At 67.8% G+C, this 11,678-nt stretch carries 13 protein-coding genes; 8 read left to right on the top strand and 5 right to left on the bottom strand.

Features of this window, described 5'->3' with window-relative positions:
• Positions 1-264: 264 nt before the first annotated feature.
• Together F3087_RS13960 and F3087_RS13955 are read right to left on the bottom strand one after the other, a co-directional pair.
• Positions 265-504, bottom strand: coding sequence for a hypothetical protein (locus F3087_RS13960; protein WP_150402331.1), 240 nt, complete (start codon positions 502-504; stop codon positions 265-267).
• A gap of 62 nt (positions 505-566) precedes the next feature.
• Positions 567-1,205, bottom strand: a complete 639-nt coding sequence (locus tag F3087_RS13955; RefSeq protein ID WP_150402856.1) for an O-methyltransferase — start codon at positions 1,203-1,205, stop codon at positions 567-569.
• Positions 1,206-1,496: 291 nt separating this feature from the next.
• Here F3087_RS13955 and sigE point away from each other — a divergent pair, with 291 nt between their 5' ends.
• From sigE to F3087_RS13915, 8 genes are all read left to right on the top strand, one after another.
• On the top strand, positions 1,497-2,159 hold the full coding sequence (sigE, locus tag F3087_RS13950; RefSeq protein ID WP_191093951.1) for an RNA polymerase sigma factor SigE: 663 nt from the start codon (positions 1,497-1,499) through the stop codon (positions 2,157-2,159).
• A 64-nt stretch (positions 2,160-2,223) separates the two neighbouring features.
• Positions 2,224-2,610 (top strand): hypothetical protein, encoded by a 387-nt coding sequence (locus F3087_RS13945; RefSeq protein ID WP_150402854.1) that lies wholly within the window; start codon positions 2,224-2,226, stop codon positions 2,608-2,610.
• A gap of 10 nt (positions 2,611-2,620) precedes the next feature.
• Positions 2,621-4,174: a S1C family serine protease gene (locus F3087_RS13940; protein WP_150402330.1), complete on the top strand. Its 1,554-nt coding sequence runs from the start codon at positions 2,621-2,623 to the stop codon at positions 4,172-4,174.
• Between the two features lie 77 nt (positions 4,175-4,251).
• The gene (gene tatB / locus F3087_RS13935; RefSeq protein ID WP_150402329.1) at positions 4,252-4,668 is read left to right on the top strand and encodes a Sec-independent protein translocase protein TatB; all 417 of its coding nucleotides are present in this window, start codon (positions 4,252-4,254) and stop codon (positions 4,666-4,668) included.
• A gap of 82 nt (positions 4,669-4,750) precedes the next feature.
• Complete coding sequence (locus tag F3087_RS13930) at positions 4,751-5,608, top strand: hypothetical protein (protein ID WP_150402328.1); 858 nt, start codon at positions 4,751-4,753, stop codon at positions 5,606-5,608.
• Positions 5,609-5,755: 147 nt separating this feature from the next.
• Positions 5,756-6,319 (top strand): hypothetical protein, encoded by a 564-nt coding sequence (locus F3087_RS13925; RefSeq protein WP_150402327.1) that lies wholly within the window; start codon positions 5,756-5,758, stop codon positions 6,317-6,319.
• Positions 6,320-6,341: 22 nt separating this feature from the next.
• Positions 6,342-6,560, top strand: a complete 219-nt coding sequence (locus tag F3087_RS13920) for a hypothetical protein (protein ID WP_150402326.1) — start codon at positions 6,342-6,344, stop codon at positions 6,558-6,560.
• A 152-nt stretch (positions 6,561-6,712) separates the two neighbouring features.
• Complete coding sequence (locus F3087_RS13915; protein ID WP_191093950.1) at positions 6,713-7,789, top strand: XdhC family protein; 1,077 nt, start codon at positions 6,713-6,715, stop codon at positions 7,787-7,789.
• A gap of 78 nt (positions 7,790-7,867) precedes the next feature.
• Here F3087_RS13915 and F3087_RS13910 read toward each other — a convergent pair whose 3' ends face one another.
• The 3 genes from F3087_RS13910 to F3087_RS13900 are packed head-to-tail and all read right to left on the bottom strand — an operon-like array spanning position 7,868 to position 11,639.
• Entirely contained in the window at positions 7,868-10,111 is a 2,244-nt protein-coding gene (locus F3087_RS13910; RefSeq protein ID WP_150402325.1) for a xanthine dehydrogenase family protein molybdopterin-binding subunit, read from the bottom strand.
• A complete protein-coding gene (locus F3087_RS13905; protein ID WP_150402324.1) occupies positions 10,108-11,109 on the bottom strand; it encodes an FAD binding domain-containing protein in 1,002 nt (333 codons plus the stop codon). Before F3087_RS13905 ends, F3087_RS13910 begins: the two co-directional genes overlap by 4 nt.
• Positions 11,106-11,639, bottom strand: a complete 534-nt coding sequence (locus tag F3087_RS13900; protein WP_364722235.1) for a (2Fe-2S)-binding protein — start codon at positions 11,637-11,639, stop codon at positions 11,106-11,108. Before F3087_RS13900 ends, F3087_RS13905 begins: the two co-directional genes overlap by 4 nt.
• Between the last annotated feature and the right edge of the window lie 39 nt (positions 11,640-11,678).

The following is an 11,678-nucleotide window of genomic DNA, read 5'->3' as shown; positions in this document are numbered from 1 at the left end:
GCCGGGCATCACCGCTCTGGTATCGGATGTGCTCTGAGCAGCATGCGCCTCGAATCGCCGCGATGTAGCTGTTTGGTCCACCCGGCGGAACAGCGCTGGCGACCGGCCCACCCCTCCGGGGTCGGTCACCAGCGATCCGGCTGACCTTCGTGCGCGTCCGTCATCGGTTTCCCCGCCGCGGACGCGACCTCTCGAAGGCGAACCGGACATCGTACATCCGTTGCGGGACTTCATATTCCGTGACATGTCCCACACCGGGACGAGCTACCGGCCGGGCACCGGCGGCGCGGGCGAGGCGGTACAGAACGGTTCGCACGATCCGTGCGTCGGGGTGACTTTCGCCGGGCCGGTATCGAAATCGGCGTTACTCACCGCCACCATCGCGATCACCGCGGCGAGAATGATCAGCGCGAAGAAGATCAGCGCGGGCCGCAGCCAACTCGATCGGGTTTCGAAGATGGTGTGGCCGATGTGGCCGATTTCGAACAGTTCGTGCCCACGCATTGCGGTACCTCCGCCCGCGGAATACCCGGCGTGCGCGCAGGGAACCGCGATGTCGGTACGGACTAACCGCGCGAAGCGCAGAGCAACCCGTCGCCGACCGGAATCAGCACGCTGGTGAGTTCCGGGTCCTCGGCGATCGCGCGGGTGGCCGCGCGCACCGCCTGGGTGGCCGGATCCCGTTGTGCCGCATCGGGTACCCGCCCGCCGAGCAGCGCGTTGTGCAGCAGGATCGCGCCACCGGCGCGCAGCAGCCGCACCGCCTGGGTGACGTACTGCGGGTGCTCGAGCGGCGCGGCATCGATGAAAACCAGGTCGTACGCGCCGTCTGCGAGCCGGGGTAAGACGTCGAGCGCGCGGCCATTGATCAGCCGGGTGCGCGCGGGCGGAATCTCAGCGGCGCGGAACGCCTCCTTGGCCGCGCGCTGATGCTCCGGCTCGGAATCGATGGTGGTCAGGGTGCCGTCCTCGCGCATGCCGTCGAGCAGCCATAGTCCGCTGATCCCCGCGCCGGTCCCCACCTCGACCACGGCCTTGGCGTCGAGCAGCTGCGCGTACATGCTCAGCAGCGCCCCCACCGACGGTGGCACCGGCACCGCACCGAGTTCGGTGGACCGTTCGCGCGCGCTGACGAGGATCTCGTCTTCCACGACGGATTCCTCCACGTAGGCGAGATTTCGCTCCAAATTCGATGCCACGCCTATGAGGTTAATGCTGGGCGCCTGGTATGGGCGTTCCGAACTACTCGCCCCGCCGAGCAATCTCCGCGCAGATTTTCTCAGGTGTCCCTCAGCATCTCCATATCCAGGCCATATCCGGACAGGAAAGAGTATGGGCAACGCAAGACCAACAGACCGGCTCGACCCGGGACGCGGGAACAACGACAGACATGTTGTCGGTTGTATCCGAACGTAACGGTTTCCGGCCCGAAAGAGATTTCGGATCGGAGCCTGGTTCCGAGTTTACGGTCCCTAGTAGGAGGTAGCCCCATCCACATGGTCGATGCGGCGCGTGAGCACGCCACCCTGCCAGAGCAGATTCTGCCGATCGAATCCGACGCCGCCGAAGAGGCTGTCGATCTGACCGGTACCGCTGCTTTCGATGCCACCGGTGACCGGGCGGCCATGCCGTCCTGGGACGACCTGGTCCGCGAACACGCCGACCGTGTCTACCGTCTTGCCTACCGTCTGTCCGGCGATGCCCAGGACGCCGAGGATCTCACTCAGGACACCTTCATCCGGGTGTTCCGCTCACTGTCCAGCTACCAGCCGGGCACCTTCGAGGGCTGGTTGCACCGCATCACCACGAACCTGTTCCTGGACATGGTCCGGCGCCGCAACCGCATCCGGATGGAGGCGCTGCCCGAGGACTACGACCGGGTCCCGTCCGAGGGTCCCGACCCGGAGCAGGCCTACCACGACGCCCGCCTCGACCCGGATCTGCAACGCGCGCTCGATTCGCTCGCGCCGGAATTCCGCGCCGCGGTCGTGCTGTGTGACATCGAAGGACTCTCCTACGAGGAAATCGGCGCTACGCTCGGCGTGAAACTCGGCACCGTGCGCAGCCGGATTCATCGCGGGCGACAGGCACTGCGCGACTACCTTGCGCATAATGGAAGTGAGCAGCGGTTCGCCGCTGATGCAGCAAGTATCGGGTGAGCTGGACGAAAGCCGGCATCACCCCCAAGGTTCGGATGATGTCGGTTGGAAGGATGAGCACCGAATGAGTGGCGACTCCAGCACGCCCGGTCGTCCGCCTCGTTTTCGTCCCACCGAGCATCTGGCCAGCGAGGCGATCGCGGCCTATGTGGACGGCGAGTTGCGGATGAACGCCTATCTGCGTGCCGCCCAACATCTTTCTCTGTGCCCGGAATGCGCGGCCGAGGTCGATGCACAGCAGCAGGCGCGTATCGCGCTGCGCCAGTCGGGCCCCATCTCGATTCCGCACGGACTGCACGACAGCCTGACCCGAATTCCGCTCGCCGATCTTCCCGGCGCCGCGTCGAGCCAAACTTCGGGCACCACCGGGACTCCGCGCAACGAGGCAGTTTTCGGCTTTCTCACCGATTCGTTTGCCGCGACTCGGTGGACAACGTGGTGGCGCAAGTAGAGTTTCCCGAGTGACGACGGAATCGACGAATACCGGATCGGCCGACACCCCGGATCGCGTCCAGGGTAGGTCCACGGATTCGGCGGGCGACAGGGGAACCCTGAGGCCGCCGGACGCGCCCGTATTGGGCCCCCGGCCGGTATATCGACCCCATGTCGACAACCACACCGCGCACGCTTTCCGCAGGCCGGCGGGCCAGCGCGGGTCGTTCGCCGAACCGCTGCCGCGCGGCGCGCAGCCGGTGTCCGGCCAGGACGTGCAGAACCGTCCGCCGGACGCGGTGCTCGCCGAGGCCTTCGGCCGTCCCGACGGTTCCACCGAACTGCTGCAACGCGATCCGGACGCGGCCAACGGCGCCGCACCCGTCGCCGGCCCGGTCGATCCGTGGCGTGATCCGGACTCCGCCGCCCGCCTCGGCGCCCCCGCGGTGCCGACCCCGAAGCCCCAGCCGCTGCCGCAGGCGCAACGCCTCAGCGCGCGCGAGGTCCTCTTCGGCTCCAGGGTCGCCCCCAAGGCACTCGCCCTGCTCGCCTTGATCGCGCTCGCCGTCGGCGTGCTCGGCGGCCTGGTCGGCAGGCTGACCGCCGAACAGGCCTCCACCCTCACCTCGCGCAAGGTGACCCTCGAGCAGAGCACCGACACCGCACAGCCGCACAGCCAGATCGCCAAGGTCGCCAACGCCGTGCTGCCCGCCGTCGTGTCCATCCGGGTCACCGTCGGCGACAACGGCGCGACCGGCTCCGGCGTGGTGATCGACGGCCTCGGCTACATCGCGACGAACAATCACGTGGTCTCGATGGCCGCGCAGGACAAGACCAACCGGGCCGTCATCCAGGTCCAGTTCTCCGACGGCTCCCGGGTGCCCGCGCACATCGTCGGCCGCGACCCGAAGTCCGACCTGGCCGTGCTCAAGGTCGATGTGAAGAACCTCACCGTGGCCAAGCTCGGCAAGTCCGGCGACGTCCAGGTCGGCGACGAGGTGCTCGCCATCGGCTCCCCACTCGGCCTCAGCAAGACCGTCACCTCCGGCATCGTCAGCGCCCAGCACCGCCCGGTGAAACTCCAGGGCGAGGGCAGCGACACGAACGCGGTGATCGACGCGGTCCAGACCGACGCCTCGATCAACCCCGGTAACTCCGGCGGCGCGCTGGTCGACATGGAAGGCCGGGTCATCGGCATCAACACCGCCATCCGCAGCGAGACCGGCGGCTCGGTCGGCCTCGGCTTCGCCATCCCGGTCGACCGGGTGATCCAAGTCGCGCAGATCCTGATCAAGGACGGCTTGATCCACCACCCGACGATGGGCCTCAACCTGCGCACCAAGGTGGTGGCCAACGAGCAGATGAGCGGCGCCGAGGTCGCCGACGTGGTGGCCGGCGGCCCGGCGGCCAAGGCGGGCATCGTGGAGAAGGACGTCATCGTCAAGGTCGGCGACCGCGAGGTCACCGGTCCGGACGAGCTGGTGGTCGCGGTGCAGTCGCGCAATATCGGCGAGACGGTGAACGTGGTGTTGATCCGTGACGGCAGGCAGGTGGACGTCCCGGTAACGCTGGAATCCGACTGAGTTCACCCACTCCGGCCGAACTCCGTCGGCCTGCCGTCCCCTGCGCCGCTGGGCGACTGGCCGGGTAACCTTGATACGTGTTCAGCAATATCGGCTGGAGCGAGATGATGATCTTGCTCGTCGCCGCCCTCGTGATCCTCGGACCGGAGCGACTGCCCGGCGCGGTTCGCTGGACCACGCGCAGCCTGCGGCAGGTGCGCGACTACGCCAGTGGCGCGACCTCGCAGCTGCGTGATGAGCTCGGTCCGGAGTTCGAGGACCTGCGCAAGCCGCTGGCCGACCTGAACGAACTGCGCGGCATGACGCCGCGCGGCATGGTCACCAAACACCTTCTGAACGGCGACGATTCGATCTTCCGCAACATGGAGGACGCGCTGCCGGACAAGAAGGACTTCCTCGGCGCGAACAGCGGCATGCCGGACTATCCGATGCCGAAGCTGGAAAAACCGTTGGAGCGCAACGAACGTCCACCCATCGACACCGACGCCACCTGACCTGGCGTCACTGCGTCACGAGAAGGGTGCAGTGTCAAGAGTTCTAGACACTTTGGCCTGTCCAGCTGTCTAGACTTCCCACATGTCGGCCGATGACGTGGCGCGCGTTTTCGCGATCGAAGACAAGGTCGAGCGACTCAAAGCGGCCACCGATGGTGTGGCTGCGGCCCAGCAGACCATCAACGAGCTAACCAGGATCCGTCGTGCGGTCATCCGGGAGCTACACGCCGAAGGCTGGACCTTCGCCAGAATCGGTGCGGCAGCCGGACTTTCCCGTGCGCGCATCCATCAGGTGAGTACCCAGGGTCCGGCGCCGGAGGGTCTGTTCTTCGGGCACGGGACGCTCACGGTGCTGGTGCCGGAGGTCCGCGCGGGCCGGGTGATCGGCGCACCGGATCCCGCGGCGGCGCACCGGCTCGTCGAGTTGCTCCGGGAGCTCGGCTTCACCGCTTCGGTCGAACACTTCCTCCCCGGGCGACCGGTGGACCTGAACCGGGACGGCCTGATCGTGCTCGGCGGGCCGGAGCTCTCGCCGAGCGTGCGGCAGCTGATCGCCGCCGACCCGCGGCTACGGCGCGCGGTGGCCAGGGCGGGCGACGCCCGGCGGGGCATCGAGGATCGAGCCGCGCGCCGGGTCTATCGGCCCGGCGGGCCCGATCCGCACGACATCGCCTACCTGGCCCGGCTACCGCGTCCGGACGGGCGCGGCTCGGTGCTGATGATCGACGGCATGCACCCGCCGGGCTCGCTCGGTGCCATCCGGTTGCTCGCCACCCGATTGGCCACCTTGCACGAACGCGCGGGCACCCACCTGTTCTCCGTGCTGGTGGCCTGCCGCTTCGACCGGGCGACCGGCGAACCCCTGGAGGCCGAGCTGCTCACGCCGGTCTATCGGCACGACCCCGAAAACCGTTTGCCCGCACCGGGTATCCGGCGCTGAAAAACGCAGGCCGCCGGCGCGTGGCCGGCGGCTGCCGATGATCATCGTGACCGAATTGTGTCGCGGGTCACTCACCTCTTCCGTTCGGGAAATCTTGGTGCAATGCTTGAATAGCTAGAAGGTAACTATGCGTGATAGGTGAGCTCGATGAGTGTTGAACTTTCGACGGCGGCCAGTTCCGCACCCACAGTCCGGACGGTGCGGCCGAGGCCGACGCAGTCCGGCGCTGTCGACGCGGCCGACCCGATCATCACCACCCACCGGGTCACCTACAGCGATCGGCTGAAGCTGTTCATCGGCGCGGGCGAGACCATCGACAACTTCCTGCGCCCGCTGCGCAGGCTGGACGGCTACCACCGCTTCTCGGTCCAGCTGTCCCGGCTGCCCGCACCGATGCGCTCCGCCGACATCACCCCCGCGATCAGCTCCGCCCCCGGGCAGAACTATCTCCAGTGCACCGGCTCGGCCGACGCGCTGGTGATCGAACTGCGCACCGTTCTCGACGGTGTCGCCCACCGCCGCACCGTCGGCCGTGGCACCGGTCACGACGGCGAACCCGGCATCTGCGTGCAGGTTCCGGAGAGCATGCCCGCGCCGTGGATCTATCCGGACGAGGTATTCACGGCCGAGGACGCGGCCGAGATCTTCGCCGTCTACTTCCGCACCGGCACGGTCCCACCCGGCCTCGCACTCCGCGAGACGACCGATTGATGCGTGACCAGAGGAGGCAGTGATGAATCTGCTCGTCACAGTCGGCGGCGCCGTCCTGGCGCTCGGCCTGCTCATCCTGGTCGTCACCGTGCTCAGACGGCCGAGCAAGTCCCCCGGCCGGCTCACCGTCGCCGCCCTACAGGCGCGACTCGCCGAAGAGGGAACCCCCGTACCCGACGAGGCCGAGGAGCGCCTCGCCGACCACGTGTCGGCCGGCTCGAATCAGCCGCACACCTCCTGATTTCCCGCACGCGCGATCGTCGGCGATTCGGTATGCGGGAAGTCAGCGGGTGTGCGGTGCGTCGCTGCCGCACGGCCGAATAGCTTTCGGATAGCTAGGCTGGGAGGAGCCGGTGTACTCCGGTGTGCTCGCTCGAGAGAGGAACCGTGCTGATGCGCGCAATGCTCGAGCAACTGATAACGCTGGCGGGGCAGGGGGCCGTGGCCTTGGCGCGGGTGGTCGATACCACCGGGCCCGGGCCGCGAGAACCGGGTGCCGCGATGATCGTGACCGGCTCCGGTGACGTGTTCGGTTCGCTGTCGGGTGGGTGTGTGGAGGCAGCGGTCGTCGAGTCGGCGCGCCAGGTGCTGGCCACCGGCCACGCGGTGACCGATCGGTTCGGTTATGCCGACGGTGATGGCATGGCGGTGGGATTGACCTGCGGTGGGGAGATCGAGGTCTTCGTCGAAAAGCTGGGGCCGGATCAGGTTCCGGTGCTGTCCGCGTTGCGCGAACGGATCGCGAGCGGATCGCCCGTCGCGCTGGCGACCAGGCTGGATACCACCGCGGAGTGGAAGCTGCTGGAAGGCGGGTCGAAGGAGATCTGGCACGACGTCGATCGGGACGCGCTCGCATTGCTCGCCGCCGGACGCAGTGGCGTGGTCGGCGCCGACGAATGTGAAGTCGACGCCTCCCCGCGTCCACGGGTCTTCGTGCAAGTCTTCGGCGCTCCCGCGCGGATGATCCTGGCCGGTGCCAATGATTTCGTGCGCGCGCTGAGCCGCACCGGGCGGCAACTCGGTTACCGGGTCACCGTGGTCGATGCCCGCGAAACCTTCGCCACCTCGGCGCGATTCCCGTCCGCGCACGAGGTCGTGGTGGATTGGCCGCACCGGTATCTTCGCACCGAGCACGCGGCGGGACGCATCGATGGCCGCACCGTGGTCTGCGTGCTCACCCACGACACCAAGTTCGACGTGCCGACGATCGCGACGGCCCTGGACATCGACGAGATCGCCTTCGTCGGCGCCCTCGGTTCCCGCCGCACACACGCCGAGCGCACCGAACGCCTGCGCGCCGCCGGCGTCGCCGAAAGCAAACTGGCGCGACTGAAAAGCCCCCTCGGCCTCGACCTCAACGCCCGCACCCCCGACGAGACCGCGATCTCCATCGCCGCCCAGATCCTCGCCGACCGAGGCAACGCCTCAGCCCGCCCCCTCGACCGCCTCAACGGCCCCATCCACCGCTGAGCCGCACCACCTTTGATTTCCCGCACCGAAATTTTGCATGCGATTTTCGGTGCGGGAAATCAAGAGTGGTGCGGGAAGTCAGAGCAGGTGTTCTATGCGCAGCGGGATGTCGCGGAAGCGGCGGCCGGTGGCGTGGTGGACGGCGTTGACGATGGCGGCGGCCGCGCCGATCATACCTAGTTCGCCGATTCCCTTGACGCCCAATGGGTTCACTACGGTGTCGTCGACCGCGACGAACGAGATGTCCACCTCGGGGGCGTCGGCGTTGACCGGCAGCAGGTACTCCAGCAGTGACGCGTTGGCCCAGCGGCCGTCGCGAGTGTCGGGCAGCGAGCCTTCCATAAGTGCTTGGGACAGGCCCCAATTCATGCCGCCGAGCACCTGACTGCGGGCCAGCTTGGTGTTGAGCACCCGGCCGGGTGCGAACGCGCCGACCATGCGCCGCACTCTGATCAACCCGAGCTCCGGGTCGACCGCGACCTCCGCGAACTGGGCACCGAAGCTCATCTTCCCGTACGGCGCGGCGGGCGAGGCCGGTCGCCAGCTGCCGGTCGTCTCGATGTCCGAAAGATGGTTGCGCTCCAGCACATCCGCGTAGGCGTCGGTCACCGACGGATCATCGACCAGCCGCAGCACGCCCTCGACCCCTTCGATCTCATCGGGCGTGCGACCGCGCAACGGTGAATCGATATCCGCGACCGCGATCTCGATGAGCTGGGCCAGCAACTGCGTGCACGTGGTGTGCACCGCGGAACTGACCGCGCTCGCGCCGATCGAGCCGACGGTGGCCGCGATGTTCGGGTAGTCGGTGTTGCCGATCTCGAAGCGGATGCGGTCGAACGGCATACCCATGGCATCGCACGCGACCTGCGACATGGCGGTCGCGACGCCGGTGCCGAACTCCTGCGTGCCGGTCTGGACGACCAGCGAGCCGTCCGAGCGCAGCCGGGCATGGGCTCGCTGCGGCTGCCCCGGCTCGTACACCGGGTAGCCGGCGGTGCCGACGCCCCAGCCGAGCAGCCAGTTGCCGTCGGTGTGCGATCCGGGGGTCTGGATCCGGCCGTCCCAGCCGAACCGTTCGGCCGCCAGCCGGAGACATTCGACGTAACCGTCGGAGCTCCACGGGTTCCCGCTTTCCGGATCGACGGCGGCGTGATTGCGCAGCCGCAATTCGACCGGGTCCGCGCCGAGCTGTTCGGCCAGTTCGTCGATGGCGCATTCCAGCGCGACCATCCCGGACGCCTCGCCCGGCCCGCGCATGAAGGTCGGCGTCATCGTGTTGCCCTTGATCAGCCGATACTGCCCCTCCCAGTGCGGAATTCCGTACGCCTTGCTCGCCACCTCCAGCGACGGCTCCGCCCAGTCGTCGAAATGCGAAGTGACGGAGAGCTTGTGGTGGCGCAGCCCGGTGAACCGGCCGTCGGCGTCGCTGACCAGGGTGACGCGCTGTTCCTGCTCTTCGCGTAATCCGGTGCCGTGGAACATCTGCTCGCGATTCAGGATCACCCGCAGCGGCCGGCCCAGCTCCCGCGCGATCAGCGGGGCGAGCGTAACGTGCGGCCACATCATGGCTTTCGCGCCGAACCCGCCGCCGACGTAGTCGGTGACCACCCGCACCTTGCTCGGCGAGATGCCGAGGTGCGCCGCGATGGTCAGCTGGCTGGCCACGATGCCCTGGGTGGCGTCGTAGACGGTGACCGAATCCCCGTTCCACATCGCGGCGGTGACCGAGCATTCGATCGGATTGTGATGATTGGCGGCGAACCGGAACGTCGCGTCGACCGTGTGCGCGGCGGCCTTGCTCGCGCTCGCGAAGTCGCCGCGCGACTGGGACGCGGGTATCTGACCGGCGAAAATGCTGTCCGGCAGGTACTGCTCGTCGCGTCCGTCGTCCAGGCGCACCAGCGCGGGCCGCGCATCATAGGTGGCCTCGACCAGGCGGGCGGCCTCCTGCGCCACCTCGAAGGTATCCGCGACGACAACCGCGATCGGCTGACCGAAGTAGTGAATCGTGGTGTCCTGCATAGGAAAGAAGGTCTGCCCGGGCGCGGGCTGGCCGAACAGCGACGGCAGCAGCGGCACCGACGGCACCTTCGGCAGGTTCTCGTGGGTGAGCACGGCGACCGCACCGGCCCGCAGCGCGCGGCCGACATCGATGGATGTCATTGTGCCGTTGCCGATCTCGGCGCCGACGATCACCCCGTACGCGGCGTTCGGCATGGGGATCTCGGCGGTGTAGCGGGCGGCCCCGGTGACCTTGGCGTGCCCGTCGATCCGGTCGAGTCCCTGGCCGATCAGCTTGGGAACGGCGGGGGCGCTCATTTCCGCCCGCCCAGTTGCTCGGTCACGATCTCCAGGGTGCGCACCATGGTGCGTTGTGCCAGTTCGATTTTGAACCGATTCATCGCGTGGCTGCCGTCGGCGGCGGCGAGCTCGGTGGCCGCGGCCGCCGCGAAGTTCTCCTTCGTCGCGGGCTTGCCGATCAGCAGCGCCTCGGCCATCCTGGCCCGCCACGGCTTGGTCGCCACCCCGCCGAGGCCGATGCGGACATCGCGCACCTGACCGTCCGCCAGGTCCAGCGCGACCGCCGCGGAAGCCGCCGCGAACTCATAGGATTCGCGGTCGCGCACCTTCAGATAGTGCGAGTTCACCGCGAACGGCAACGGCGGCACGTCGATTCGGACGATCAGCTCGTCGGCGGTGATCGGATGCTCCAGATGCGGTGTGTCACCGGGCAACAGGAAGAAATCGTCGAAGGCGATGGCGCGGGTACCGCGCGGTCCCTGCACATGCACCACGGCATCGAGCGCGGTCAACGGAATCGCCATATCGGACGGGTGCATGGCGAAACAGTGCTCGCTGGTACCCAATACGGCATTCCCACGGTGCAGCCCCTCGTGCGCACCGCACCCGCTGCCCGGCGTCCGCTTGTTGCAGTCGAACGCGACATCCCGGAACTGCGGACAGCGCACCCGCTGCATCAGGTTGCCGCCCATCGACGCCATGTTGCGGATCTGCGCGGACGCGCCCTTCCACAGGGCGATGGACAGGAACGGGAAGCGTTCCACCACAACGGGATCGGCGGCCACCTCACTCATCCGGACCAGCGCACCGATGCGCAGGCCGCCGTCCGGCCGGTGCTCGAGATCGGTCAGCGGCAACCGGTTGATGTCGACGACGTTGTCCGGCTCCATCGCGCCGATCCGCAGCATGTCCACCAAAGTGGTGCCGCCCGCGAGGAATACGGTATTCGGGCGGGCGGTCACCGCGGCGAGCGCCTGGTCCACCGTCTCGGCGCGGGCAAACGCGATGGGCTTCATCGGTTCTCCCCCATCTCGTCGCGCGCGCTCTTTATCGCGTCCCGGATGTTCTGATACGCGGCGCAGCGGCAGATATTGCCGCTCATCCATTCGGCGATCTCTGCGTCGTCGCCGGTATGTCCCTCTTCGATGCATTTGATCGCCGACATGATCTGTCCCGGCGTGCAATACCCGCACTGGAAGCCGTCGCAGCTGATGAACGCGCGCTGCACCGGGTGCAGCTCCTCCCCCTCCGCGACCCCCTCGATGGTGGTGATCTCGCGCCCCTCCACACTCAACGCCAAGGTGAGGCAGGACAATTCGCGCTTGCCGTCGACCCAGACCGTGCACGCGCCGCAGGCCCCCTGGTCGCATCCCTTCTTGGTGCCGGTGAGCCGCAGGTACTCGCGCAGGGCGTCGAGCAGGCTGACCCGCGGTTCGAGCGCCACCGGGAAAACGTGACCGTTCACGCGCAGTGTCGCCAGCGTGTAGTCCGGACCGGCAAACTCTGGTTGCCGCGTGTCCTGCTTGGGTAGCTCCCCAATAGTCATCAACGTATCTCCTGCTCATGAGCGCGCGATGGACGGCGT

The organism is Nocardia colli (genome assembly GCF_008704205.1).
GTDB lineage: Bacteria > Actinomycetota > Actinomycetes > Mycobacteriales > Mycobacteriaceae > Nocardia > Nocardia colli.
Note: the sequence above shows the minus strand (reverse complement) of the source record. Positions and strands in the feature narration are given on the sequence as shown.

Coding starts and splice junctions, on each gene's coding strand:
- F3087_RS13960 (WP_150402331.1), bottom strand. CDS start 504: ATGCGTGGGCACGAACTGTTCGAAATCGGCCACATCGGCCACACCATC.
- sigE (WP_191093951.1), top strand. CDS start 1,497: ATGGTCGATGCGGCGCGTGAGCACGCCACCCTGCCAGAGCAGATTCTG.
- F3087_RS13945 (WP_150402854.1), top strand. CDS start 2,224: ATGAGTGGCGACTCCAGCACGCCCGGTCGTCCGCCTCGTTTTCGTCCC.
- F3087_RS13930 (WP_150402328.1), top strand. CDS start 4,751: ATGTCGGCCGATGACGTGGCGCGCGTTTTCGCGATCGAAGACAAGGTC.
- F3087_RS13925 (WP_150402327.1), top strand. CDS start 5,756: ATGAGTGTTGAACTTTCGACGGCGGCCAGTTCCGCACCCACAGTCCGG.
- F3087_RS13920 (WP_150402326.1), top strand. CDS start 6,342: ATGAATCTGCTCGTCACAGTCGGCGGCGCCGTCCTGGCGCTCGGCCTG.
- F3087_RS13915 (WP_191093950.1), top strand. CDS start 6,713: ATGCGCGCAATGCTCGAGCAACTGATAACGCTGGCGGGGCAGGGGGCC.
- F3087_RS13910 (WP_150402325.1), bottom strand. CDS start 10,111: ATGAGCGCCCCCGCCGTTCCCAAGCTGATCGGCCAGGGACTCGACCGG.
- F3087_RS13905 (WP_150402324.1), bottom strand. CDS start 11,109: ATGAAGCCCATCGCGTTTGCCCGCGCCGAGACGGTGGACCAGGCGCTC.
- F3087_RS13900 (WP_364722235.1), bottom strand. CDS start 11,639: ATGACTATTGGGGAGCTACCCAAGCAGGACACGCGGCAACCAGAGTTT.